This is a genomic window from Kitasatospora sp. NPDC023118 (assembly GCF_055560875.1).
The window spans coordinates 184,449-207,649 of record NZ_JBVHHW010000013.1; the positions used below are offsets into that span (position 1 = coordinate 184,449).

Annotated in this window: 18 protein-coding genes; 13 read left to right on the top strand and 5 right to left on the bottom strand. The window is 74.2% G+C overall.

Annotation, left to right across the window (positions count from 1 at the left end):
- Positions 1-10 precede the first annotated feature (10 nt).
- Complete coding sequence (locus tag ACZ3UD_RS19260; protein WP_465588610.1) at positions 11-1,783, bottom strand: serine/threonine protein kinase; 1,773 nt, start codon at positions 1,781-1,783, stop codon at positions 11-13.
- A 205-nt stretch (positions 1,784-1,988) separates the two neighbouring features.
- On the opposite strand from ACZ3UD_RS19260, the gene ACZ3UD_RS19265 reads away from it, so the two are divergent.
- The 7 genes from ACZ3UD_RS19265 to ACZ3UD_RS19295 all read left to right on the top strand — a co-directional run bounded on the left by ACZ3UD_RS19265 (position 1,989) and on the right by ACZ3UD_RS19295 (position 11,050).
- Entirely contained in the window at positions 1,989-6,080 is a 4,092-nt protein-coding gene (locus tag ACZ3UD_RS19265) for a tetratricopeptide repeat protein (RefSeq protein ID WP_465588613.1), read from the top strand.
- A 151-nt stretch (positions 6,081-6,231) separates the two neighbouring features.
- Positions 6,232-6,657, top strand: a complete 426-nt coding sequence (locus ACZ3UD_RS19270) for a hypothetical protein (RefSeq protein WP_465588615.1) — start codon at positions 6,232-6,234, stop codon at positions 6,655-6,657.
- Positions 6,654-7,436, top strand: a complete 783-nt coding sequence (locus tag ACZ3UD_RS19275; protein ID WP_465588618.1) for a nucleotide exchange factor GrpE — start codon at positions 6,654-6,656, stop codon at positions 7,434-7,436. Before ACZ3UD_RS19270 ends, ACZ3UD_RS19275 begins: the two co-directional genes overlap by 4 nt.
- Positions 7,437-7,467: 31 nt before the next feature.
- Positions 7,468-10,038: an Hsp70 family protein gene (locus ACZ3UD_RS19280; protein ID WP_465588620.1), complete on the top strand. Its 2,571-nt coding sequence runs from the start codon at positions 7,468-7,470 to the stop codon at positions 10,036-10,038.
- Positions 10,035-10,352: a hypothetical protein gene (locus ACZ3UD_RS19285; protein WP_465588622.1), complete on the top strand. Its 318-nt coding sequence runs from the start codon at positions 10,035-10,037 to the stop codon at positions 10,350-10,352. The genes ACZ3UD_RS19280 and ACZ3UD_RS19285 overlap by 4 nt, the downstream gene beginning before the upstream one ends.
- Before the next feature lie 93 nt (positions 10,353-10,445).
- Positions 10,446-10,685, top strand: coding sequence for a chaplin (locus ACZ3UD_RS19290; RefSeq protein WP_465588625.1), 240 nt, complete (start codon positions 10,446-10,448; stop codon positions 10,683-10,685).
- Positions 10,686-10,795: 110 nt separating this feature from the next.
- Positions 10,796-11,050, top strand: coding sequence for a DUF6059 family protein (locus tag ACZ3UD_RS19295; protein WP_465588627.1), 255 nt, complete (start codon positions 10,796-10,798; stop codon positions 11,048-11,050).
- Between the two features lie 11 nt (positions 11,051-11,061).
- Here ACZ3UD_RS19295 and ACZ3UD_RS19300 read toward each other — a convergent pair whose 3' ends face one another.
- Both ACZ3UD_RS19300 and ACZ3UD_RS19305 read right to left on the bottom strand, forming a co-directional pair.
- Positions 11,062-12,387 carry a cation:proton antiporter gene (locus ACZ3UD_RS19300; protein ID WP_465588630.1) on the bottom strand — a complete coding sequence of 442 codons (1,326 nt, stop codon included), beginning with the start codon at positions 12,385-12,387 and terminating at the stop codon, positions 11,062-11,064.
- Positions 12,384-13,673 (bottom strand): FAD-dependent monooxygenase, encoded by a 1,290-nt coding sequence (locus ACZ3UD_RS19305; RefSeq protein WP_465588633.1) that lies wholly within the window; start codon positions 13,671-13,673, stop codon positions 12,384-12,386. Before ACZ3UD_RS19305 ends, ACZ3UD_RS19300 begins: the two co-directional genes overlap by 4 nt.
- Before the next feature lie 326 nt (positions 13,674-13,999).
- Between ACZ3UD_RS19305 and ACZ3UD_RS19310 the strand changes: the two genes are divergently transcribed.
- Genes ACZ3UD_RS19310 through asnB form a run of 4 tightly spaced genes read left to right on the top strand, consistent with a single transcriptional unit; the run spans position 14,000 to position 18,614 of the window.
- Positions 14,000-15,280, top strand: a complete 1,281-nt coding sequence (locus ACZ3UD_RS19310; protein WP_465588636.1) for a beta-ketoacyl-[acyl-carrier-protein] synthase family protein — start codon at positions 14,000-14,002, stop codon at positions 15,278-15,280.
- Positions 15,277-16,482: a ketosynthase chain-length factor gene (locus tag ACZ3UD_RS19315; protein ID WP_465588638.1), complete on the top strand. Its 1,206-nt coding sequence runs from the start codon at positions 15,277-15,279 to the stop codon at positions 16,480-16,482. Before ACZ3UD_RS19310 ends, ACZ3UD_RS19315 begins: the two co-directional genes overlap by 4 nt.
- 45 nt (positions 16,483-16,527) lie before the next feature.
- A complete protein-coding gene (locus ACZ3UD_RS19320; RefSeq protein WP_465588640.1) occupies positions 16,528-16,782 on the top strand; it encodes an acyl carrier protein in 255 nt (84 codons plus the stop codon).
- 2 nt (positions 16,783-16,784) lie between these two features.
- Entirely contained in the window at positions 16,785-18,614 is a 1,830-nt protein-coding gene (gene asnB, locus ACZ3UD_RS19325) for an asparagine synthase (glutamine-hydrolyzing) (protein WP_465588643.1), read from the top strand.
- Here asnB and ACZ3UD_RS19330 read toward each other — a convergent pair.
- Complete coding sequence (locus ACZ3UD_RS19330; protein WP_465588645.1) at positions 18,598-19,095, bottom strand: MarR family winged helix-turn-helix transcriptional regulator; 498 nt, start codon at positions 19,093-19,095, stop codon at positions 18,598-18,600. The genes asnB and ACZ3UD_RS19330 overlap by 17 nt on opposite strands.
- 114 nt (positions 19,096-19,209) lie before the next feature.
- Here ACZ3UD_RS19330 and tcr3 point away from each other — a divergent pair, with 114 nt between their 5' ends.
- Positions 19,210-20,742, top strand: coding sequence for a tetracycline efflux MFS transporter Tcr3 (gene tcr3, locus ACZ3UD_RS19335; protein ID WP_465588648.1), 1,533 nt, complete (start codon positions 19,210-19,212; stop codon positions 20,740-20,742).
- 156 nt (positions 20,743-20,898) lie between these two features.
- Positions 20,899-21,474 carry a flavin reductase CtcQ gene (gene ctcQ, locus ACZ3UD_RS19340; RefSeq protein WP_465588651.1) on the top strand — a complete coding sequence of 192 codons (576 nt, stop codon included), beginning with the start codon at positions 20,899-20,901 and terminating at the stop codon, positions 21,472-21,474.
- A 69-nt stretch (positions 21,475-21,543) separates the two neighbouring features.
- On the opposite strand, the gene ACZ3UD_RS19345 is transcribed toward ctcQ, so the two are convergent.
- Complete coding sequence (locus tag ACZ3UD_RS19345) at positions 21,544-23,193, bottom strand: NAD(P)/FAD-dependent oxidoreductase (RefSeq protein ID WP_465588654.1); 1,650 nt, start codon at positions 23,191-23,193, stop codon at positions 21,544-21,546.
- Between the last annotated feature and the right edge of the window lie 8 nt (positions 23,194-23,201).

Genomic DNA, 23,201 nt, shown 5'->3' on the forward strand with positions numbered 1-23,201 from the left:
CCGGCGGGGCTCAGCCCTCCTCCGGCAGCTCCACCGCCTGCCAGCGGTACGCCGCGTCCTCCTGCCACACCTGCAACTCTCCCTCCACCACCGCCGCCAGGCACAGCCGCCAGTCGTCCCCCACGGCCAGCGCGACCCGGGTGGCCGGGCGCAGCGTGGGCCGCCACCAGCGTGGGCGCCGCGAGGCGCCGCCGGCCGGCAGCCGCAGCCGTACCCCGCCCGCGCCCGCCAGGGCGATGGTCGGCCCGCCGCGGTGGCCGGCCATGGCGATGCCGAGGACGGGCTCGCCGTCGCCGATCTCCGCGCCGGTCCCGGGAGCACCCAGAGTGTGCAGCTGGACCGAGCCGTCCGCCCGCAGGGTGGCGGCCTGCGGTCCGGCGGAGGTACGGGCCAGCGCCCCGGCGCGCAGGGCGCCCGGCGGGCCGAGCGGCACGGGCGGCTGGGTGACGCCCGGCCGCCAGCTGAGCACGCGCTCGCGGTGCTCGACCAGCACCAGCCAGGCGCCGGGGCGTTCCTCCTCGGCGGCGAGCACCCGGTCGGCGGGGCAGCCGGGGTGCTCCTGGCCGGTCAGGGTGAGGCCGGGCGCCCAGCGGTAGGAGCGCAGGGCGCCGCCGGCCGCGGTCCACACCGTCAGCTCCCCGGCCGAGTTGACCGCCCCGGCCAGTCCGCTGATCCCGCGCGCCGCCTCCCACCAGCCGGTCGCGGTGCCGACCCAGAGGGTGCCGGCCCGGTCCTCGGCGCAGACCACCAGCTCGCCCTGGCGACCGGCCCAGCCGGCCGCCAACTCCCGTACCGCTCCCGGGCCCTGGCCGGCCGGCAGCCGCTGTCCGGTGCGGCCGGGGCCGGCCAGCGCGGTGCCGTCGGCGCCGCCGGTGACCACCAGCGGCCGGCCGGCGCGGTCGGGCAGGACGGCCAGGCCCGCGGTGCGGGCCACCGGGCGGTGGGCGCGCAGGAGTTCGCGGCCGCGGGCGGCCCACGGGCCGAGCGGGGAGGGACGGCGGTCCGGGTCCCGGGCCAGCGGTTCGCAGGCCCAGCGGGCCAACTCCTCACCGTAGCCGGCCGCGAGCAGTTCGGCGCGGGCCTGTTCGGCGGCGAGCCGGTGGTCGAGCCGGCCGTGGTCGGGCAGCAGCAGGGTGCGGGCCAGGGTGCCGACCGCGAAGAGGTCCTTGGCGGTGGTCGGGAAGCCGCCGACCTGTTCGGCCTCCGGCGGGACGTGCCCGGGGGTGAACACCGCGACGGTCAGGGTGTGGTCGAGCGGGGCGAGGAAGGTCAGGTCGATCAGCTTGACCTGGCCCTGGCCGTCCACCAGCACGTTGGCGGGGGAGATGTCGCGGTGCACCCAGCGCTTGCGGTGCAGCTCGTCGACGATCCGGCACAGCCGCGCCAGCACCTCGGCCACCGCCGTCTGGCCGCCGCGCTGGCTGCGCGCCCAGGTGTGCAGCGGCACGCCCTCGACCCAGGGCGAGATCTGGTAGCCCAGCAGCCCGCCCGAGGGCACGGTGCCCGGCCGGTGCGGGGAGGGCCCGAGCAGGAAGCTGGGCACCACCAGGTCGTTGACGCCGAGCCGGTGGGCGTTGTGCGAGACGTCGTCCCAGCGCCCCAGCCAGCGGCGCACCTCGGACGGGTCGCGTTCCAGCATGATCTTGGCGGCGACCAGTTCCTTGATCCCGTTGTGGCCGGTACGAACGGCCCGCCACACCTCGGCCTCGCCGCCGCGGTGGTGGAACTCCAGCAGTTCGTACTGCTCGGGGTCGAACTCGGGCCCGAAGCGGAGCCCGGGCACCCAACGAGACTCGGACACACGACCCCCGACGCTTCTCACCGCTGCTGATGTGCTGCCCAGGATAGTCCGGGTTCCTGTTCGGCCGCCCCGAGGAGGGCCTATTCTGATGGCGCCCGAGCAACATCACGAAATCACGTCAACTCATGATCGTGCCGGGACTGTTGATCATGACATGGACGACTGCTGAACAACAGGGGGACGGTGCATGCTGCTGATCGCGGTGCTGCTGGTCGTGGTGGCACTGGCCGGTGTGGCCGCCGTCGTACTGGCGCGCCGGCGAACGACCTTGGACGCCACGGGCGTTGCCAAGGCCCTCGCCGCCGCCGCCGAGCAACTCGCCGCCGGCAAGGCCGCCCAGGCCCGCCGCCGCTACGCCCGGCTGGCCCGCCAACTCGCCAACGGGCCCGAGGAACTGCGTCCGCAGCGCGGCCTCGCCCTGCTCGGCCAGGCCGAGGCCACCATCCCCACCGGTGACCAGCAGGCCACCCTCGCTCTGCACCGCGAGGCGTTCCCGCTGCTCATCGACCCGGCCCGGCAACTGCCCCGGTGGAGCCTGCGCCGCCTCGCCGAGGAACGCATGCAGGCCCCCGACGGCGACCTCGGGCCGCTGCTCGCCTTCCTCCAGGCCACCGCCGGCGACACCGACCCCGGCGAGGAGGCCGAGGCCGCCGCCCGCACCCAGCACTGGCTGCAGCGGCTGTGCCACGAGGGCACCACCGACCAGCGCGACCACGCCACCGCCCGCGCCCTCGCCGCCCTGCCCGGCCGGGACTGGCCGGTGCTCGCCCGGGCAGCCCTGCTGCGCGCCACCGGCCGGGCCGCCGAGACCGAACCCCTGCTCGCCGCGGCCGCCCCCGGCGGCAGCGGCGAACTCTGGTTCCGCTGGGGCGCCCAGCTGTTCACCCTGCACCGCGACGAACCCGCCGTCACCGCCTTCGACGAGGCGCTGCGCCGCGGCCCCGGCGAACCCTCCCCGTGGGGGCGCGGCCCGGCGCTGCGCACCGACAGCCTGCTCTTCCGCGGCCTGGCCCGCCAGCGGCTCGGCGCCACGGACGCCGCCTGGGCCGACCTCGCGGCCGCCGCCGGGGAGAGCCCGAGCGACCCGCGCCCGCGCTACGCCCTCGGCCGGCTCGCCCTGCTGCTCGGCGCCGACGACCAGGCCCGGGAGCAGTTCACCGCCGCCCTGACCGTCCAACCCTCCTTCGCCCCCGCCAGGTTCGGCCTCGCCCTGGTCCACGAGCGGGCCGGGCGCCCGGCCGAGGCCGCCGCCGACTACCGGGCCGGCCTCGGCCAGGCCCCCGACTGGCGCGCCGCCCGGGTCCGGCTCGGCGCCGCCCTGATAGCCGCCGGCCGGGCCGCCGAGGCCGAGCCGATCCTGCGGGCCGAGGCCGACGCCGAACCGGACTCCCGCTGGAGCCGGATCGCCGTCTTCCACCACGGCCTCGCCCTCGCCCGCACCGACGACCAGGCCGGCGCCCTCGCCCGCTGGGAGCGGCTGGACGACCCCGAGCTGAACGAGCGTCAGGCCCTGGCCCGCGACCGGCTCGCCCGCACCCGGCTGGCCGCCGACCCGGTCGCCGCCCGCGAACTGTGGCAGCAGGCCGCCGCCGAGCACCCCGCCGCCCCCGGCTACCGGGCCGCGCTGCGCGAGGCCGCCCTGCGCGAGGCCGCCCACCTGCTGGTCACCGGCCGTGACCGCCCCGAAGCCCGCCAGCGCGCCGCCGCGGCGCTCGCCCTGGCCGACGCCCTGCCCGGCGCCCTCACCCACCGGCAGTCCCGGCTGCGCGCCGCCCTCGCCCTGGCCGAGGGCGCCCCCGAGCAGGTCACCGCCCTGCTCGACGCCACCGCCGGGCCGCGCGACCGCTACCACCTGGCCGCCGTGGCCCTGCTGGCGGGCCGTCCGGTCCAGACCATCGCCCTGCTCGGCCCGCTCGACCCCGACCCGGCCGGGGACCCGGCGCTCGCCCGGCTGCGCGCCCTGCTCGCCGAACGGGCCGGCAACTGGGCCACCGCGCTGGACTGGTACCGCCACTTCCTGACCGCCCCCGCCATGCCTCAGCCGGCTCCCACCGGCGACTGCGCCGTCTGCGCCCGCCCCGCCACCGGCACCTGCGGCGGCTGCGGCCGCGAGACCTGCGCCGCACACCTGCACGCGCCCGCCGGGGCCGCCTCGCCACGCTGCGTCCGCTGCACCGGCCCCGCCCTGCGCGCCGTCCTGGACTGCGCCCGCCGGGCCGGCACCCCGGAACAGGCCGAACCCGTCCTCGCCGCCTGGGCCGAGGCGCTCGGCGACAGCGCCGCCGCCGCGCCGCTGCGGCTCGACTTCGCCCTGCTGCGCGCCGAACTCGGCCACCTGGACGAGGCCCTGGCCGACCTCCCGGAGGACGCCACCGCCGCCCGGGCCGCCGTGCTGGTCCGCCGGGCCGGTGCCGCCCTCGCCGCCGAACAGCCCGGACGGGCCGCAGGCGACCTGCGCCAGGCCCTCACCCTCGCCCCCGACCACCCGCAGGCGGCTGGCGCGCTGGTCCTGCTCGCCGAGCACGAGGCCCACCAGCACGCCGTCGAGGGCCGCCACCGCGAGGCCTACCAGGCCTACCGCGCGCTGCTGCTCAAGGACCCGGCCCACCCCCGGGTGCTGCACGCCCTCGGCCTGTCCGGCTACCGGCTGGCCGTGACCGCCGACGACCAGGACGTCTGGGCCTGGACGCTCGGCTGCCTGGTCGCCGCCCTGCACCAGCCAGGCCTGTGGCACGAGGCCGCCCGGATCACCGGCCGCACCCCCGAACCGCAGCGGATGGCCACCGCCCGTACCGCGCTCACCGACCGCCTCCACGAGGACCTGCGCGCCCTCGACCGGGCCGCCGGACGCAGCGGCGACGAGGTCACCGCCTGGACCCTGCGCCTGGGCATGGAGGCCCACGCCGCCGACGCCTTCGCCCAGCAGGACGTCCGGATCACGCTGCCCGGCCGCCCCGCCCGCCGCCTCGCCGTCGGCCCCACCCTCGACCGGCTGCTGCGCGCCGAGCCCGAACTCGCCGCCTGGGCCGCCGCCTTCGAGCAGGCCGTAGGGGCCTGGCGGCGCCCGGCAGGCCCCGACGCGCCCGCGCTCACCCGGGCCCTCGGCCTGTTCGGGGAGCTCGGCCCGCAGCGCTACCTGAGCCTCCAGGGCCGCCAGGCCGCCGCCGTCGCCGCCCTGGACGCGGTCGCCGAGGACGAGCGCGGCGAGGGCTGGCAGGCGCTGCTTGGCGAGTCCCTGGTCAGCCAGGCCCGCGAGCACCACCGCAACCAGGACTGGCGCGAGGCCCTGGACTGCCTCACCCGCGCCCGGACCGTCCCCAATGCCGTGCTGCCCGCCGACGCGGCCAGGATCGCCGCCGAGTCCGGCGTCCGGGCCGCCCGCGCCCTGCTCAAGGGCAGCGACGACGACCAGGCCGGAGCCGCCGCGCTGCTGGAGAAGGCCTTCGCGCTGGCCCCGGACGACCGCGAGGTGCGCGGCGACCTCGGCGCCACCTACGCCCAGTGGGCCCGCAAGATCAACAATGAGGACAAGGACTACCCGCGCGCCCTCGCCCTGCTGCAGAAGAGCCTCGACCTCGTCCCCGGGGACCCGACCGCCAAGCACTTCCTGCGGGCCGCCCTCGGCAACCGGGCCGGCCAGCTCAGCCGCCCCGACGCCTCCGACGAGGAGCTGATGGAGGCCGCTGAGATGTGGGACCGGCTGATCGACCTCAGCCCCGACCCGGAGCACCGGCTCGGCCTCGCCTTCGTCATGCGCCAGCTCTCCCGCTCGGCCGCTTTCGCCGACGACCGCGCCGCCGCCGTCGAACTGATGGCCGAGGCACTGCGAGCCGACCCGGAGTGGGACGGCGACGTCGCGCGCGAGGCCCCGCGCCGGGTCGCGGTGCTGCTGGCCAACCACGTCATCGACACCATGCAGGACAGCCCGTTCGCCACCCAGGCCGCCATGCTGCAGAGGGCCAAGTCATACGACGACTCGGCCGACATCCGGCGCCTGATGGTCAGCGTCTGGCGCGGTGAGGCGATCGGCCACTACGAGGCCCGCCGCTACGGGGAGGCGATCCACCTGCTGAAGGAGGCACTCGACCTGTCCGGCTCGCCGGAGGACACCGCGAAGCTGAACAGCGAACTCGGCATCGTCCTCAGCTCCTTCGCCGTCGCCGAGGCCAACGCCCACCGCTACTGGGAGGCCCGCCAGCTGATCGCCACGGCCATCGAGTGCAACCCGGGGGACAGGGAGCTGCGTGCCCTGCAGACGCGGATCAACCGGCTCCGGTGACCGGCAACCGTACGGGTGCCGCCGTCGTCGTAGACCGTGCGCGTCCTGCGGAGCAGCCGTCAGTTCCCAGCCGGGAGTCGTGAGTTCCGACCCACTTGACCCGTGCGACCCGTTCGACCCGTCCGAGCCGTGATGAGAGGGACCGCCCGCCATGCCACTGCACGAACCTTCGCCGTACGAGGTCCTGGGCATCCCGCTCACGGCCGGGGTGCGCGAGATCAACCTCTCGGTCGGGAAGGCGCTGAAGGCGGGCCGGTTCACCCGCCAGCAGATCCAGGACGCCGCCGCTCTGCTGCGCAACCCGGACCGACGACTGGAGGCGGACCTCCAGCAGCCGCTCCCGCCGGAACCGGTCGACCAGGCCGCCGACCTCCTCGCGCCCGCGCTCGCCGAGCCGCTGCTGGTGATCGAGCGCCCGCCGCTGCCGCCCGCCCAGGCCCTTCTCGCCCTGCACCGCGCCGAGTTGGCCGCCGACTTCGCCGAGCCCGCACCCGCCGGGGCCGACCCCGAACCACCCGTCCCGGCCCGCTACGCGGCCGACCTGTCCGTGCTGCCGCAGATCGAGGTACCCCAATGACCGACACATCGACCGCATCCCCGCTCGACGGCCACCGGCGACTGGAGGTCCCGCCGGGCGTCGAGTCCGTCGACCTGGACGCCAAGTTCAGCCAACTGCTGTTCCGTACCTCGCTGTTGGGCAGCAAGCTGACTGAGCAGAAGCAGGCCGCCCGGGCCGAGCAGCGCGAACTGCTGGGCGTCCTGGTCGAGGTGGACGACGCGCTCGCCGCCCTCGGCCTGGACCGCGAGCTGGTGGCGCTCGGGCGCGGCGCGGGCATCGAGGCCACCCGCCGACGGCTGCTCGGCCGGCTCGCCAAGGCCGGGGTGCGGCCGATGCGGCTGGAGGGACTGGCAGCGGACCCGGCGCTGACCGAGATCGTCGGCATCGAGGTACGGCCGGGGGTGGCGCCGGAGACGGTGGTGCAGACGGTGGTGACCGGGTTCTTCTGGGACCAGGAGGTTTTGCGGCGGGCCCAAGTGGTGGTCGCCGCACCGGAGTCGGCGCTGCCGTCGACCGAGGATCCCCGGATCGCGGAGCTCGGGCCCGAGGGGCCCGAGCCCGAGGGGCCGGAGATCGTCCAGCCGTCGGCCGTAGCGGCGGACGCCGTTGAGCCGTCGGCCCTCGGATCGGAGCCCGTCGGATCGGAGCCCGTCGAGCCGGAGCCCGTCGAGCCGGAGCTCGTCGAACCGGAGACCGTCGAGCCCGTCGAAGCCCAGGCCAGGCCGGTCCCGCCCCGGGTCCGTCGGCAGGTCAGGGCCGCGGGCAAGCCGGGCAAGCGCGGCAAGCGCAAGAAGTAGCCAGGACCACGAGGGGCAAGAGGGGAACGACATGTACCGCACACTCGGCATCGACCTGGGCACCACCAACTCCGTGGTGGCCCACCTGCGCCGGGGCGAGCCGGAGATCATCTTCAACCGGCAGAACCAGGAGGCCACGCCCTCCGTGGTCGGCAGCGGCCGCAAGGGCGAGCTGCTGGTGGGCTCCACCGCACGCAGCCGGACGGCCATCGACGGCGCCAACGTGATCCGCTCGGTCAAGCGCTTCATGGGGCGCAAGTTCAAGGACCCGCAGGTGCAGGCGGCCCTCAAGGAGGTCGACTACAAGGTCACCGCGGGCACCGACGGCGACGTCAACGTATGGTTCAACGGCCGCTCGTACACCCCGATCGAGATCTCCGCGATCATCCTGCACCGGCTCAAGGAGGACGCCGAGCAGCGCCTCGGCGAGCCCTTCCACCGGGCCGTGATCACCGTCCCCGCCTACTTCGGCGAGCGGCAGGTCGCGGCCACCCAGGAGGCGGGCCGGATGGCCGGCCTGCACGTGCTGCGGATCATCAACGAGCCGACCGCCGCCGCGCTCGCGTACGGGCTCGCCGGCGAGGCCGGCGAGGAGGGCCGGACCGTCCTGGTCTACGACCTGGGCGGTGGCACCTTCGACATCTCCATCCTGCTGCTGGTGCCCGGCTCGGTCTCGGTGCTCGGCATCGAGGGCGACAACCTGCTCGGCGGCGACGACTTCGACCGCGCGATCACCACCGCGCTGCTGGAGGACATCCGCGAGGAGTACGGCTCCGACTACCAGCCCGACCTGCGCGACCGCCCGAAGATCGCCTCCACCGCCGAGACCGTCAAGATCGAGCTGTCCAACCAGCAGTCCTCCGAGGTCATCCTGCCGGGCCTGGGCGCCGGACAGCTGGTGCTGGAGACGGAGTTCGAGCGCGCCCGCTTCGAGGAGCTGATCGAGGCCCAGATCGAGCGGACCATCGAACTGACCCACAAGGCCATCATGCAGGCCAACCTGACCGTCGGGGACATCGACGAGGTGGTGCTGGTCGGCGGCTCGACCTCGATCCCACTGGTCGCCCGGCGGCTCGGCGAGGTGTTCGGCAACCACCGGATCAAGCGCGGCGTCAACCCGATGCAGTGCGTGGCGCTCGGCGCGGCCGTGCAGTCCGCGCTGGTCGGCGAGGTGGAGTGCCCCGAGTGCCGGGCCCCCGGGGACCTGTCGGCCTCCAACTGCGCCAACTGCGCGACCTCCCTGCTCGGCGGCGACCGCGTCTCCTGCCCGACCTGCCACATCCCGGTCGGCGCCGACACCGCCGACTGCCCCAAGTGCGGCCAGGACATGGCCGGTTCGGCCACCTCCGGCGCGACCGTCCCGAGGCAGTCGCAGGCCACCACCGTGCTGCGCAGCGAGAACTGCCCGCGCTGCGGCACCCCGGCCGCCCCCGGCGTGACCGCCTGCGAACTGTGCGGCGAACCGCTCAACTCGGCCGCCCCCGGCCGGACCAAGGTGGCCTCCACCGCCGCCGAGGACGTCGGCCTGCGCTGCGCCTCCTGCTCCAAGGTCAACCCGCCCGGCACTGAAGTGTGCTCGGAATGCGGCGAGTTGATGCAGGTCACCAACCCCTTCGACATCACCCCGAAGAACCTCGGCATCGAGCTCAACGACGGCCGCCTCGCCGTCATCATCCCCAAGAACACGAGCTACCCGACCAGTTCGCCGGTCAGCCGGGAGTTCGTGGTCTCCGGCAGCGGCCGTCAGCGCCTGGAGATCGCCGTCTACGAGGGCGAGCACGAGGTCGCCCAGCAGAACGAGCTGATCGGCCACCTCACCCTGCGGCTGCCCGAGGGCCTCGGCGGCCGTACCCCGGTGGAGGTCTCCTTCGGGCTGGACCGGGACCGCACCATCACCCTGTCGGTGCGGATCCAGGGCGGCGGCGAGAAGACCGTCAAGCTGGAGCGCGTCACCCTCGACCCCGAGCTGAAGGTGCAGGTCGAGGAGCAGCAGCGGCAGATCGAGACCTTCACCGACCGATGGGGCGGCGAGCTGACCGAGGCCGAGATGCGCGAGGCGCAGCGGCTGATGGACGCCCTGGACGACCTGGCGGCCGGGCAGACCCGCGGCCAGTCGGTGGACGAGGCCCTGGAGCGGGCCCAGCGCCAGCTGAAGGCGCAGCGCTGGGTGCGCGGCTCGGAGGCGTACCTGAGCCTGTTCATCCACTACTGCGAGAAGCACCTGGACCCGAGCGACCTGGACCGGCTGCGCTCGGTGGCCGCCGAGCTGCGGCTGCGCCGCGAGGCCGCCGACTGGGAGGGCGCGATGCGCGCGGCCCAGAAGGCGGACGAGCTGTGCGACTCGCTCGGGCACACCTTCCGGATGCTCACCATGTGCAACGTCTACGTCAACCAGAACATGGTCTCGCCGGCCCTGGCCCAGCGGATCATGGCGGAGCTGCGCGGGCTGGACGAGGCGGTGGAGGCGCCCAACATGGAGGCGGTCAACACCCACATGTCGAACCTGCTGGCGCTGTACGCGCAGGCGCAGCGGGAGCTCGGCAGCGAGCCGGCCGCCGAGTCGCTGGGCCCGGTGCGCCCGGAGGAGGCCGGACCGCGATGACCACCGTGAGCCTCCCTGAGGTGCAGTGCCCGCTGTGCCGGGTGCCGGCGGACCCGCGGACGCTCGGCTGCCCGTCCTGCCGGGAAGACCTGAGCGTGCTGTTCCGACTGCGTTACGCCGGTCGGATCGATTACAACCGGGCACTGGACGCCCTGGCGGCCGGGGACGGCGCGCTCGCGCTCGGTCTGCTGCACCACGCCGTGGCGGCCGAACCCGGGTTGGAAGCGGCTCGGGAGCTGCTGCAATCACTGAGCGTGGCCGGGGCCGCCGGGCCCGCACCGGGGGCGCGGGAGGGCGACACGCCCTCTGAGTGACCAATTCGGACGCTGACGGCCTGCGGTGGAGTTCGATCGGTGCGAGTGTGATCGTCACACGGATGTTTCGCCACCCTCACAAGGAGTGACGCAATGCGTATTCGCACCACCCTCGCCGCCACCGCGCTCGCCGCGGTGGCGGTCCTCGCGGGCGCCGGCACCGCCGCGGCCGGCGACGCGAGCGCCAACGGCATCGCCACCAACTCGCCCGGCTTTCTCTCCGGCAACCTGATCCAGATTCCGATCAACACCGAGATCAACGTCTGCGGCAACTCGATCAACCTGCCCGGGTTCCTCAACCCGACGGCGGGCAACATCTGCATCAACGGGTGACAGCAGCACCGGGGCCGTCCGTCGAACCCGACGGGCGGCCCCTTTCCGTGTTCCCGGGCACTCCCGGACGGCTCCACCGGCGCTCCAGGACCGACCGCCATGCTCGGCGGATGGATGAGGCGAGTGAATGGCTCCTCGGCCTGTCGGCGCGGCTCCTGAGCGGGCTGGCGGCGCTGGGGCAGCTGGCGGGCTTTGCGGCACCTACCGCGATGCCGACGGCGGAGACCGGGCCGGACCGGCCGCCCGGGGACGGCCCGGCCCCGGGGCATCCGGAGCGGCTGCGCCCCGATCTGCCGCTCAGTCCGGTCGAGCGGCGGCTGAGCCGGCAGCTGAGCCGGGCCGCCTGGTGGACGGGACAGCACTGAGGAACCAGCCGTCAGGAGGGCGTCCGGGACGCCCGCGCGGGCTCGGCCGACGGGGTCGGGAGGGCGGCGGACGCCTCGGTGCGGGCGGCGGTGCGCGCCAGCAGCGGCCCGGTCATCAGCGTCGTGACCAGGGCCATGACCACCATGGCGGTGAACATCCGGGTGTCGATCACCCCCAGCCGGTGGCCCACGTTGAGGATCACCAACTCGGTGAGGCCCCGGGCGTTGAGCAGGATGCCGAGCACGGCCGCCTCGCGCCCGGTCGAACCGGTGGCCCGGGCGGCGGCGACGGCACCGACGAATTTCCCGGCGCAGGCCGCCACCAGCACCGCCGCCACGACGACCGGACCGCGCAGTCCGAGCCCGGTGAGGTCAACGGCGAGACCGGTCACCGCGAAGAAGGCCGGCAGCAGCAACAGGCCCGCCCGCTCGATCTGCTCCGGGACCTCGGGCGCGAGCGCCTCGATCCGCTCCCGGGGCACCGCCGCGCCGAACATGAACGCCCCGAAGACGGCGTCCAGCCCGATCCGCCCGGTGACCCAGGCGGTGGCCAGGGTGCCGGTGACGAGCACGGCGTGGATCCACGGCCGGCCGAGCGGGCGGCGCCGACCCGGGGCGAGCAGCCGGGCGAGGCAGGGGCGGACGACGCCGACCAGGACCAGCACCACCACTGCCGTGTCGAGCGCCAGCCGTCCGAGCGGCCACAGGCCCTGGGCCTGCACCACCGCCACCACCACGGCCAGGGCGCACCAGGCGAGGAAGTCCTGGAAGGCGGCGCTGGCCAGGGCGAGGCTGCCGAGCGGGTCCTGCTGCATCCGCCGCTCGGCGATGATCCGGGCGAGGACCGGGAAGGCGGTGATGGACATCGCCGTGCCGAGGAACAGCGCCGGTCCGAGCCGCCCGCCGGTGCTCAACTGGGCCCGGTCGAACCAGGGGTAGAACAGCATGGCCAATCCGACGCCGAGCGCGAACGGCAGGGCCACCGAGCTGAGCGACACCGCCGTCACCCGGCGCCCCGCCGCGCGCAGGTGGCCGACGTCGAACCGCAGGCCGATGGTGAACATGAAGAGGACCAGACCGAGTTGGGACAGCACCCGCAGGTCGGACTGGACCTCGGCGGGGAACAGGGCGGCGTCCAGGTGGCCCGGTAGCAGCCCGAGCAGGCTGGGCCCGAGGGCCACCCCACCGACGATCTCGCCCATCACGGTGGGCTGGCGCAGCCGTACGGCGATCCGGCCGCAGACGAAGGCGGCGGCGAGGACGACGGCGAGGGCGAGGAGCACCCCGCCGGCCGTCGCCGACTCGCCGGAGGCGGCGAGCGCCGGGTGGCCGCTCATCGTCCGCCTCCGGCTCGTCCGGCGTCGGTCCGCCCGGCACCGGTTCGTCCGACGGCGGCGAGCAGGTCGGTGCGCAGCCGGACGGGCGTGGTGCCGAAGGCGATCCGGCGCAGCACGGCCCCGTACACCGGGGTCCGGGACATCAGCGCCGCCGCCCGGGGGCGCAGGGCCGAGGAGAACCGGCCGGTGGAGAGCATCATCCGGCTCTGGATCCGTTGGATCCGGGTGATCCGCTCCACCTCGGGGCGGCGCAGCCGTTCGTAGCGGCGCAGCCGCTCCGCGCCCGCGTCGCCGGTGCGGACCGCCTCGACCAGCACCGGGTGGGCCGCGACGGCGTCCCGGATGGCCAGGTTGATCCCCTGGGCGCCGATCGGGCTGTGGGTGTGGGCGCTGTCGCCGATCAGCAGCAGGCCGTCGCGCACCCAGTGGTCGGCGCTGCCGGAGAACACGTCGAGCAGGGACAGGTCGGCGAACCCGGTGATCTCGGCCCGGATGCTGTCGGCGTACTCCGGTGCGGCGAGGCGCAGTTGACCGAGGATGTGGTCGATGCCGTGGTCGGCGAGCTTGCGGAAGCCGCCGTGCGGGAGGGTCCAGCCCAGCTGGAGGGCGTCGGGCACCGAGCGGTAGCTGAGCACCGGGTTGCCGCCGGCCCGGAAGACCCGTACGTCGCACGGGCGCCGGGTGCCCGGGCGGGGTGGTGCGCTCAGCCGGAACCAGAGGACGTCCTGGCTGAACAGTTCCTGGCGCCGGTAGCCGATCCCGGCGAGGGTGCGGACCTTGGAGAAGCGGCCGTCCGCGGCGACCACGCAGCGCGCCCGCACCACCTGGTCGGGGGCGCCGGCCGTACCGCCCGCGACCACCCCGCGCACGACGCCGCCCTCCTCCAGCAGCGCGGTCGCCTTGGCGCCCGCCACCTGGCGGAACCCGTCGTGGCGTTCGCAGGCGGCCAGCAGTTCGGTCAACAGGTGCCGCTGCGGCAGGCTGAGCAGGCAGTTGTACGGTCCGGGCAGCCGCCGGTAGTCGCCGTTGATGAGGATCCGCCCGTGTTCCTCCAGCAGGAAGCGGTCGTGCTCGACGGCGCCGCGCTCCCGGGCCGGGGCGAGCACGCCCAGCTCGTCCAGCAGGGCCTGGCCACCGGGTTGGAGGATCTCCCCGCGGTACGTCCGCTCCAGCGAGCGGCTGCGCTCCAGCACGGTGACCCGGACGCCGGAGCGGACCAGCAGCAGGGCGAGGGTCAGCCCGGCCGGGCCGCCGCCGACCACGCAGATGTCGGTGTCGATGTCCATGCGGTCAGACGCTAGGCGGCGCCCTTCGACGCCGGTTCGCGTCGGCATCCGGCGTCGGCTTCCGGTGTCGGCTGTCGGCGTCGGCTGCCGGCGTCGGCTGTCGGCATCCGGTCTCGGCTTCCGGTCTCGGCTTCCCCGCGGCGGCCCGGACGGGCGCAGGTGCCCTGGTGGACGGTGGCTCGAAGGCGCCGCGAAGGCGTGACAGGACGATCTGATCCGGCTCAAGTCCCCTCCCGCCCCGAGCCCGCGGGCGGGGCGGATGGACCGGACAGGAGGTCAGGGCATGAGGCCGCAGACGTACTGGGAGAGTGACAGGGGGAGCAGTGGTGGGAGTTGACGACGGGCGCCGGCGCGTGGTGGTGACCGGGATGGGCGTGGTGGCACCGGGCGAGGTGGGCACCAAGGCGTTCTGGGAGCTGCTGACCTCGGGCCGGACCGCGACCCGCACGATCTCGACCTTCGACCCGTCGCCGTTCCGGTCCCGGGTCGCCGCCGAGTGCGACTTCGACCCGCAGGCGTGCGGATTGACTCAGCGTCAGATCCGGCAGTGGGACCGGACCGCGCAGTTCGCGATGGTCGCCGCACGCGAGGCGCTGGCCGACTCGGGGGTGTCGGGCGTCAACGACCCGATCCGCACCGGGGTGATGGCCGGTACGGCCTGCGGGATGACGATCAGCCTGGACCGCGAGTTCGCCGTGGTGAGCGACGAGGGTCGCAAGCGGCTGGTCGACGACGCGCACGGCGTGCCGTACCTCTACGACTACTTCGTGCCCTCCTCGATGGCCACCGAACTGGCCTGGCTGGTGGAGGCGGAGGGCCCGGTGGGCGTGGTGTCGACCGGGTGCACCTCGGGGATCGACGTGATCGCGCACGCCTGCGACCTGATCCGCGACGACGCGGCCGACGTGATGCTGGCCGGCGCCTCGGACGCGGCGATCTCCCCGATCACGGTGGCCTGCTTCGACGCGATCAAGGCGACCACCCCGCGCAACGACGAGCCGGAGAGCGCCTCGCGCCCGTTCGACCTGACCCGCAACGGCTTCGCCCTCGGCGAGGGCGCGGCGATGTTCGTGCTGGAGGAGAGGGAGCACGCGATCCGGCGCGGCGCGCACGTCTACGCCGAGGTCACCGGCTACGCCGGGCGCTGCAACGCGTACAGCATGACCGGGCTGCGGGTGGACGGGAACGAGATGGCCGAGGCGATCCGGGTCGCGCTCGACCGCAGCCGGATGAACCCCGAGGACATCGCCTACGTCAACGCGCACGGCTCGGCGACCAGGCAGAACGACCGGCACGAGACCGCCGCGTTCAAGCGGAGCCTGGGGGAGCACGCCCGCCGGGTGCCGGTCAGCTCGATCAAGTCGATGATCGGGCACTCGCTGGGCGCGGTCTGCGCCCTGGAGTTCGCCGCCAGCGCGCTGGCGATCGAGCACTCGGTGGTGCCGCCCACGGCCAACCTGCACGTGCCCGACCCCGAGTGCGACCTGGACTACGTGCCGCTGGTGGCGCGGGAGCAGCGGGTGTCCACCGTGCTCAGCGTGGCGAGCGGCTTCGGCGGCTTCCAGAGCGCGATCGTGCTGGCCGAGCCGGAGTGGAGCAGGGCATGACCGACGTGGTGGTGACCGGGATCGGCGTGGTGGCTCCGAACGGCTGGGGCGTGGCGGAGTACTGGGACGCCACGCTGGCGGGCCGCTCCGGCCTCGGGCCGCTCACCCGCTTCGACTCCAGCGGATACCGGGCGCATGTGGCGGGGGAGGTGAACTTCACGCCCGAGGACCACCTGCCGGGCCGGCTGCTGCCGCAGACCGACCACATGACCCGGCTGGCCCTGGTCGCGGCGCAGGAGGCGCTCGCCGACGCCGGTGCGGACCCGGCGGCCATGCCGGAGTTCTCCGCCGGCGTGGTGACCGCGGCCTCGGCCGGCGGCTTCGAGTTCGGCCAGAAGGAACTGCAGGCGCTGTGGAGCAAGGGCCCGGCCTACGTCAGCGCCTACCAGTCCTTCGCCTGGTTCTACCCGGTCAACACCGGGCAGATCTCGATCCGGCACGGCATGCGCGGCCCCGGCTCGGCCTTGGTGGCGGAGCAGGCGGGCGGGCTGGACGCGCTGGCCAAGGCGCGGCGGCACGTCCGTGAGGGCACCGCGTTGATGCTGGCCGGCGCGGTGGACGGCTCGCTCTGCCCGTGGTCGTGGCTGTGCCTGACCCGCAGCGGCACGGTCAGCCCGCGGCGGGATCCGCGCCGGGCCTTCCTGCCGTTCGACGCCGACGCCTCCGGCGGGGTGCCCGGGGAGGGCGGCGCGCTGCTCGTCCTGGAGACCCCGGAGCGGGCCGCCGAGCGCGGGCAGCACCGCCACTACGGGCGGATCGCCGGCTACGCGGCCACCTTCGACCCCCGCCCGGGCTCCGGCCGCCCGCCCGGTCTGCGGCGGGCGATCGACGCGGCGCTCGCCGACGCCGGGCTCGGACCGTCCGACATCGACGTGGTCTTCGCCGACGCCAGCGGGGTCGCAGAGCAGGACCGGGCCGAGGCCGAGGTGCTGAGCGCCGTGTTCGGCCCGTGCGGGGTGCCGGTGACGGCGCCCAAGACGATGACCGGCCGGCTGCTGGCCGGCGGTGCCCCGCTGGACGTCGCGGCCGCGCTGCTCGCCCTGCGGGACGGGGTGATCCCGCCGTCGGTCCACATCGGCCGGCCGGCCCATCCGGACCTCGACCTGGTACGGGACCGGCCGCGGCCGGCCCGGCCGGCCAGCGCGCTGGTCCTCGCCCGCGGCCACGGCGGCTTCAACAGCGCGCTCGTGCTGACCGCCTGACCCGACCCACCGATCCGACCCCATCGACCGTTGTGAGGAACCCCCATGGCAGAGTTCACCCTTGACGACCTGGTCACCGCGCTGAAGGAGGCCGCCGGGGCCGACGAGGCCATCGCCCTCGACGACATCCTGGACGTGCCCTTCGCCGATCTCGGCTACGACTCGCTCGCCCTGTTCAACACCGTCAACACCATCGAGCGGGACCGGGGCATCGCCCTCCCGGACGAGACCGTGGTCGAGGCCACCACCCCGCGGCTGCTCCTGGAAGCGGTCAACCTCGGTCTCGCCAAGGCCGGTTGAGCATGTGCGGAATCGTGGGGGTGGTCGACTACGACACCCCGCCCGAACACCGCCGGGAGCTGCTCCAGGCGATGACCGACACCATGGCCTGCCGCGGGCCGGACGCCGAGGGGCTGTGGTTCGGCCCATCGGTCGGCCTCGGCCACCGGCGGCTGGCGGTGATCGACCCGGAGCACGGGCGGCAGCCGATGACCGCCCGGCACGAGGGCCGCGGCGCGGCGGTCACCTTCGCCGGGGAGATCTACAACTTCCGCGAGCTGCGCGCCGAACTCACCGCGCACGGCCACCGGTTCCGGACCGCCTGCGACACCGAGGTCGTACTGCGCGGCTACCTCCAGTGGGGCGCCGCGCTGGTGGAGCGGCTGAACGGGATGTTCTCCTTCGCGGTCTGGGACGAGCAGCGCGAGGAACTGCTGCTGGTCCGGGACCGCATGGGTGTCAAGCCGCTCTACTACTGGCCGACCGCCGCCGGCGTGCGGTTCGGCTCCGAGCCGAAGGCCGTCCTGGCCGACCGCACCCTGCCCCGCCGGGTCGGCGCGGAGGGGCTGTGCGAGGTGCTGGACATGGTGAAGACGCCCGAGGCGGCCGTCTTCTCCGGGCTCCACGAGGTCCGCCCCGGCCAGCTGGTCACGGTGGGGCGCGGCGGGCTGCGCCGCCGGACGTACTGGCGGCTGGAGGCCCGCGAGCACACCGACGACCTGCCGACGACCATCGGCACCGTCCGCGACCTGCTCGCCGACACCGTCACCCGCCAGCTGGTCTCGGACGTGCCGCTGGGCACGCTGCTCTCCGGCGGCCTGGACTCCTCCGCGGTGACCGCGCTGGCCGCCCGGAGCGGGCCGGTGCGCTCGTTCTCGGTGGACTTCCGGGGCGCGGCCGACGCCTTCGCCTCGGACGCCGTCCGGCGGGAGGCGGACGCGCCGTACGTGCGCGAGCTGGCCGCCCACGTGGGCGCGGACCACCGGGAGGTGCTGCTGGACAGCCCCGGGCTGTCCGACCCGGCGGTGCGCGCCGCGGTGCTGCGGGCCACCGACCTGCCGCCCGCGTACTGGGGTGACATGTGGCCCTCGCTGTACCTGTTCTTCCGCGCGGTGCGGGAGGACGTGACGGTGGCCCTGTCCGGCGAGGCCGCGGACGAACTCTTCGGCGGCTACCGGTGGTTCCGCAATCCGCTGGCCCTGCGCGCGGCCACCTTCCCGTGGCTCACCTCCGGTTCGGCGCGCTACTTCGGCGGCAGCTCGCTGTTCCAGCCGGGCCTGCTGGACAAGCTCGACCCGGAGGGCCACCGCGCCGCCCGGTACGCCGAGGCGCTCGCCGAAGTCCCGGTGCTGCCGGGCGAGTCGGCGCCCGAACGGCGGATGCGCGAGATCGGCTACCTGAACCTGACCCGCTTCGTGCAGACCCTGCTCGACCGGAAGGACCGGATGAGCATGGCGGTGGGCCTGGAGGTGCGGGTGCCGTTCTGCGACCACCGCCTGGTCGAGTACGTCTTCAACGTGCCGTGGGAGCTGAAGAGTTTCGACGGCCGGGAGAAGAGCCTGCTGCGCGCGGCGGCGGCGGACCTGCTGCCGCGCTCGGTGGTCGAACGGGTCAAGACCCCGTACCCGGCCACCCAGGACCCGGGCTACGAGGGCGCGCTGCGGGCCGAGTTGGCCCGGGTGCTGGGCGATCCGGACGCCCCGGTGCTGCCGCTGCTGGACCTCGACCGGGCGCGGGCCGCGGCCGGTCGCGCGACCGGCCCGGTGAGCCGGCCCTACGACCGGGGCAGCCTGGAGCTGGTGCTGTGGCTCAACTCCTGGCTCGCCGAGTACGAGGTCACGCTGGAGCTGTGACGGCGGCGGCGTCCGCGCCGCCGCCCGCCGCCGGGGGGAGCCCCTCGGCCAGCACCGCCCGAAGGCCACGCAGCAGCCGCAGCGTGGCCTTCAGGTCGTCCGGGTCCAGGCCGTCGGCGAGGTGTTCCATCCACAGCCGTTCGGCGGGCTCGATCCGGGCGAGCGCGTCGGCCCCCTTCGCGGTCAGCGAGACCAGCGGGGCCCGCCGGTCGGCCGGGTTGGGGGAGGTGCTGACCAGGCCCTCCTCGACCAGCTTGACCACGGTCTGCTGGACGGCCTGTCGGCGCAGCCCGCGCTCGCGCGCCAGGTGCGCGGCGCTCTGCGGCCCCTCGGCCAGCAGGCCGAGGACCTGCCAGCGCGCGGAGGTGAGCCCGAAGCGGGCGGACAGCGCGTCGCCCGCGCGCAGCAGGGCTCCGTTGACGGCGAACAGTTCGGTGGTGATGTCACTCAAGGTCTCGGCCGTGGGGGAGAGGTCGGTCATGGAGGGCAGCCTAGTCGCCGCCCAGGAGGGATTTCGGCAAGAACTTGTCATTCCGCAGGGTCCCCCACTACTCTCAACTCGACAAGACCTTGTCGATTCGTGGGAGAAACAGGAATGGCAAACGCCGCCTCGCAGACCGACGAGGCCGCCGCGGACCAGTCCGGCGGCCCGGCCGGCTTCACGCACCGGCAGATCATCACCGCGCTGTCCGGACTGCTGCTGGCCGTGCTGCTCGCCGCGCTCGACCAGACCATCGTCTCCACCGCGCTGCGCGCGATCGGCGACCAGCTGCACGGGCAGACCGTCCAGGCCTGGGTGATCACCGGTTACCTGGTCAGCTCCACGATCGCGATGCCGTTCTACGGCAAGCTGTCCGACATCTACGGGCGCAAGCCGCTCTACCTCGCGGCGATCGTGGTCTTCATCATCGGCTCGGCGGCCTGCGCCATGGCGAACTCGATGGAGACGCTGGCCGTCGCCCGCGTGGTCCAGGGCTTCGGCGGCGCCGGGCTGATGTCGCTGCCCACGGCCGTCATCGCCGACCTCGCCCCGGTGCGCGAGCGCGGGCGCTACTTCTCGTACCTGATGATGGCCTGGGTGGCGGCCAGCGTGCTCGGCCCGCTGGTCGGCGGCCTGTTCGCGGGCGCCGGCGAGATCCTCGGGATCACGGGCTGGCGCTGGGCGTTCCTGATCAACCTGCCGCTCGGCCTGGTCGCGCTGCTCAGTGTGCTCAAGGCGCTCGACCTGCCGCACCAGCGGGTGGACCACCCGATCGACTACCGCGGCGCGCTCACCCTGGCGCTGTGCCTGGTGCCGCTGCTGATCGTCGCCGAGGAGGGCCTCAACTGGGGCTGGGGATCGGCGCGTTCGCTGGCGCTGCTGGCGGTCTCGGTGGTCGGCCTGGTGCTCTTCGTGCTCGCCGAGCGGGCCCGCGGACTGGAGGCGATGGTGCCGCTGCGGCTGTTCCGGCGCGGCGGGATCACCGCGGCCACCGCCGTCAACTTCACCATCGGGGTCGGCATCTTCGGTACGGTCTCGACGCTGCCGCTGTTCCTGCAGCTGGTGCAGGGCCGCAGTGCCACCGTCGCCGGGCTGGTGATCATCCCGGTGATGACCGGGGCGATCGTCTCCCAGACGATCTGCGCCAAGATCATCAAGAAGCGGAACCGGTACAAGAAGCCGGCGATCGCGGGCCTCGGCTCGATGGCCGGCGCGCTGCTGTCGCTCTCCGCCACCGGGGCGGACACCCCGCTGTGGGTGATCGTGCTGATCGCGGCCTGGCTGGGCTTCGGCATCGGGCTCTCGCAGACCGTCATCACCCTGGCCATCCAGAGCTCGGCGCCCAAGTCCGAGCTGGGCGTGGCCAACGCCGCCTCCGGTCTGTTCCGGCAGCTCGGCGGCACCACCGGCGCCGCGGTCTTCATGTCGGTGCTGTTCGGCGTCGCCGCCGGCCGGCTGGGCGGCGCGAACCCGGACGAGGCGGTGCGCCAGGCGCTGTCCGACCCGGACTCCACCGGCGGGCTGACGGCCTCGGCGGTCGACGCCTTCGCCTCGGGCTTCGGCACCATGTTCCTGGTCGGCGGACTGATCCTGGCGGTGGGCTTCGTGCTCACCTTCCCGCTGCGGGAGCTGCGCGACGAGGAGTGAAAGCGCGCACCCGCACCCCCTGAACCGCGTACCCCCGGTCACCCCCGTGCCGGGGGTGCGCGCTTTCCGCTCCCGCGCCACCCGACGGCGGCCCGGCGCCGGCTCGAAAGCGTCCCGCGAGCATGGGGGCACCGACCCGCCGAGAGTGGAGGACCGATGCCCCCCGTACCCCTGCCCCTGCCGCTGGACCTGGGACCCGACCTGGTGGACGGCCCGACCTTCCTGTCCATCATGGGCGCGCTGCCCACCGGGGTGACCGTGGTGACCACCCTGGGCCCGGACGGGGAGCCGTACGGGCTGACCTGCTCCGCCGCGTGCAGCGTCTCCAAGACCCCGCCCCTGCTGCTGGTCTGCATCAACCGGGGCAGCCGGGTGCTCGACGCCCTGCTGGAGCGCGGTGAGTTCGCCGTCAACGTGCTGCGCGGCGGCGGCGAGTCCACCTCCGCGCGGTTCGCCGCACCGGTGGACGACCGTTTCCGGGACGTCCGGTGGGAGCCCGGCAGTGCCGGCGGCCTGCCGGTGATGCCGGCCGACGTGGTCGCGCACGCCGAGTGCCGGGTCGCCGCGGCCGTCGAGGCGGGCGACCACACCATCGTGCTCGGAGCCGTACTGGCCGGCGGCCCCCGGCCCGAGGCGTCCAGCCCGCTGATGTACTGGCGCCGCTCCTACGCCCGTTGGCCGGTCGAGGAGGACCCGCGGACGGCGGCGCTGACCCTGGCGGCCGAGGGATAGGGCCTCGAAACGGCGAGGGCCGCGTCCGGGGGAAGCGCTCCCCGGACGCGGCCCTCGCCACTGCCGTCGTTACGGCCTGACCCGCATCGCCGCCCTGACCTCCTCGGCACTGGCGGCCAGCAGGTCCCGGATCTCCGGGCGGGGGTGGTCGGTGGCCCACTCCGCGATCCGGATCATCTTCTCCGCGGTCGGGTTGATGTGGTGGGTGTCGGGGTCGTTGAAACCCAGCGCGGGCAGCATCCAGTCCGACTCGCGCACCCGCCGCTCCGCCACCGCCGCGGCCTCCTCGGCCGTCGTGCGCCCCGCGTCCACCGCCTCGCACAGCTCGGTGAGCTCGTCGAAGGCCTCCTTGTAGAAGTCCAGCGGACACCACAGGCCCGGGTACGGGTTGTCGTCCAGCGCCTGGCAGTACCGGTCGTCGCCGGTCTCCTTGGTCTTCGTCAGCGCGTTGAGGACGCGCTTGCCGCCGATCACGCTGGCCGAGGCCCAGATCCGGAACACCGAGTTCCACAGCGGGTAGTGCGAGAAGGACACGAAGGAGTTGTTGACCAGCTTGTCGTTCCAGTCCAGCAGGCCCTGCTCCAGCCGCTCCACGTAGGCGAAGCGCTCCACGGCGAAGTCGTCCTGGCGCAGCGCGGCCATCAGCCGCCAGGACAGCGCGTTGATGATCTCGCAGGTGTTGGACAGGCCCCGGGAGAACAGCGGGTCGATGAAGCCGGCCGCGTGCGACATCAGGCACCAGCGCTCGCCGACCGTCCTGGTCGAGGAGTACTGCATCCGGTCCGTCCGGACCCACTCGCGCACGCTGCGGGCGCCCTTCAACTGCCGCTGCACCGCAGGGAAGCGCTCCACGTGGGACCAGAACTCCTGCTCGGCCGTCAGGTCCGGCCGGGCCGGGTAGGTCCGCTCGTCGAGCTGGATGCCCACGCTGCACAGCGGGTTGGTGGCCCCGGGGTGGTTGTTGAACGGGATGACCCACATCCAGCCGCGCTCGAAGACGTGGTGCATCGTCCCGTCGTTCCACGGCACCGGCGGGCGCAGCTCGGCCGGCGTGTCCACGTGGTCGTCGATCGCGTCCACCCCGACCATGTGGGTGAAGATCGAGCGGGCGTGGTGCTTGAGCCGGCTGGGCTCCTCGCGCAGCCCCAACTGCCGTGCCAGCGGCGAGCGGAAGCCGCTCGCGTCGACCAGGTAGCGGGCCCGGACGGTGCTGCCGTCCGCGCCGGACACGGTGACCCCGGCGTCGTCGAACTCGATGTTCTCCACTCGGTAGTACTGCCGGGCGTCGCAGCCGTAGCGCACCGCGGCGTGGAACATGTAGGCGTCGGTGTCCTGGCGGAAGAAGTGGGCCGCGTTGCCGACGATCGCGGGGATGCGGAACTGGCTGGTCTCGTGCGGGTCCGGCTCCTCGCCGTCCCGGTGGAACATGAAGCCGAAGTTGCTCTTCTGCCCGTGCGCGCTGCTGACGTTCGCCAGGACGTCCTGGAAGCTCGCCAGGTTGGCGATCTCCGGCACCCCGTACCGGTCCGAGATCAGCCGCAGGACGACCAGGGTCTGCCCGATGGTCGACTCGCCGACGGCGAAGCGGGGGTGGTGGGCGCCGTCGAGCAGCATGATCCGGAAGCCGTGCTTGGCGAGGATCGCGCCGAGCATGGTGCCGGACAGGCCGCTGCCGATCACGACGACGTCGTACGGCTGCGGGGACTGGTGCTCCGTCATGTCGAACT

Bases quoted from the DNA above. Each gene is read 5' to 3' on its own strand.
- tcr3 (WP_465588648.1), top strand. From the start codon at position 19,210: ATGGCAAACGCCGCCTCGCAGACCGACGAGGCCGCCGCGGACCAGTCC.
- ACZ3UD_RS19345 (WP_465588654.1), bottom strand. From the start codon at position 23,193: ATGACGGAGCACCAGTCCCCGCAGCCGTACGACGTCGTCGTGATCGGC.
- ACZ3UD_RS19280 (WP_465588620.1), top strand. From the start codon at position 7,468: ATGTACCGCACACTCGGCATCGACCTGGGCACCACCAACTCCGTGGTG.
- ACZ3UD_RS19315 (WP_465588638.1), top strand. From the start codon at position 15,277: ATGACCGACGTGGTGGTGACCGGGATCGGCGTGGTGGCTCCGAACGGC.
- ACZ3UD_RS19295 (WP_465588627.1), top strand. From the start codon at position 10,796: ATGGATGAGGCGAGTGAATGGCTCCTCGGCCTGTCGGCGCGGCTCCTG.
- ACZ3UD_RS19320 (WP_465588640.1), top strand. From the start codon at position 16,528: ATGGCAGAGTTCACCCTTGACGACCTGGTCACCGCGCTGAAGGAGGCC.
- asnB (WP_465588643.1), top strand. From the start codon at position 16,785: ATGTGCGGAATCGTGGGGGTGGTCGACTACGACACCCCGCCCGAACAC.
- ACZ3UD_RS19300 (WP_465588630.1), bottom strand. From the start codon at position 12,387: ATGAGCGGCCACCCGGCGCTCGCCGCCTCCGGCGAGTCGGCGACGGCC.
- ACZ3UD_RS19265 (WP_465588613.1), top strand. From the start codon at position 1,989: ATGCTGCTGATCGCGGTGCTGCTGGTCGTGGTGGCACTGGCCGGTGTG.
- ACZ3UD_RS19270 (WP_465588615.1), top strand. From the start codon at position 6,232: ATGCCACTGCACGAACCTTCGCCGTACGAGGTCCTGGGCATCCCGCTC.
- ctcQ (WP_465588651.1), top strand. From the start codon at position 20,899: ATGCCCCCCGTACCCCTGCCCCTGCCGCTGGACCTGGGACCCGACCTG.
- ACZ3UD_RS19330 (WP_465588645.1), bottom strand. From the start codon at position 19,095: ATGACCGACCTCTCCCCCACGGCCGAGACCTTGAGTGACATCACCACC.
- ACZ3UD_RS19305 (WP_465588633.1), bottom strand. From the start codon at position 13,673: ATGGACATCGACACCGACATCTGCGTGGTCGGCGGCGGCCCGGCCGGG.
- ACZ3UD_RS19275 (WP_465588618.1), top strand. From the start codon at position 6,654: ATGACCGACACATCGACCGCATCCCCGCTCGACGGCCACCGGCGACTG.
- ACZ3UD_RS19285 (WP_465588622.1), top strand. From the start codon at position 10,035: ATGACCACCGTGAGCCTCCCTGAGGTGCAGTGCCCGCTGTGCCGGGTG.
- ACZ3UD_RS19290 (WP_465588625.1), top strand. From the start codon at position 10,446: ATGCGTATTCGCACCACCCTCGCCGCCACCGCGCTCGCCGCGGTGGCG.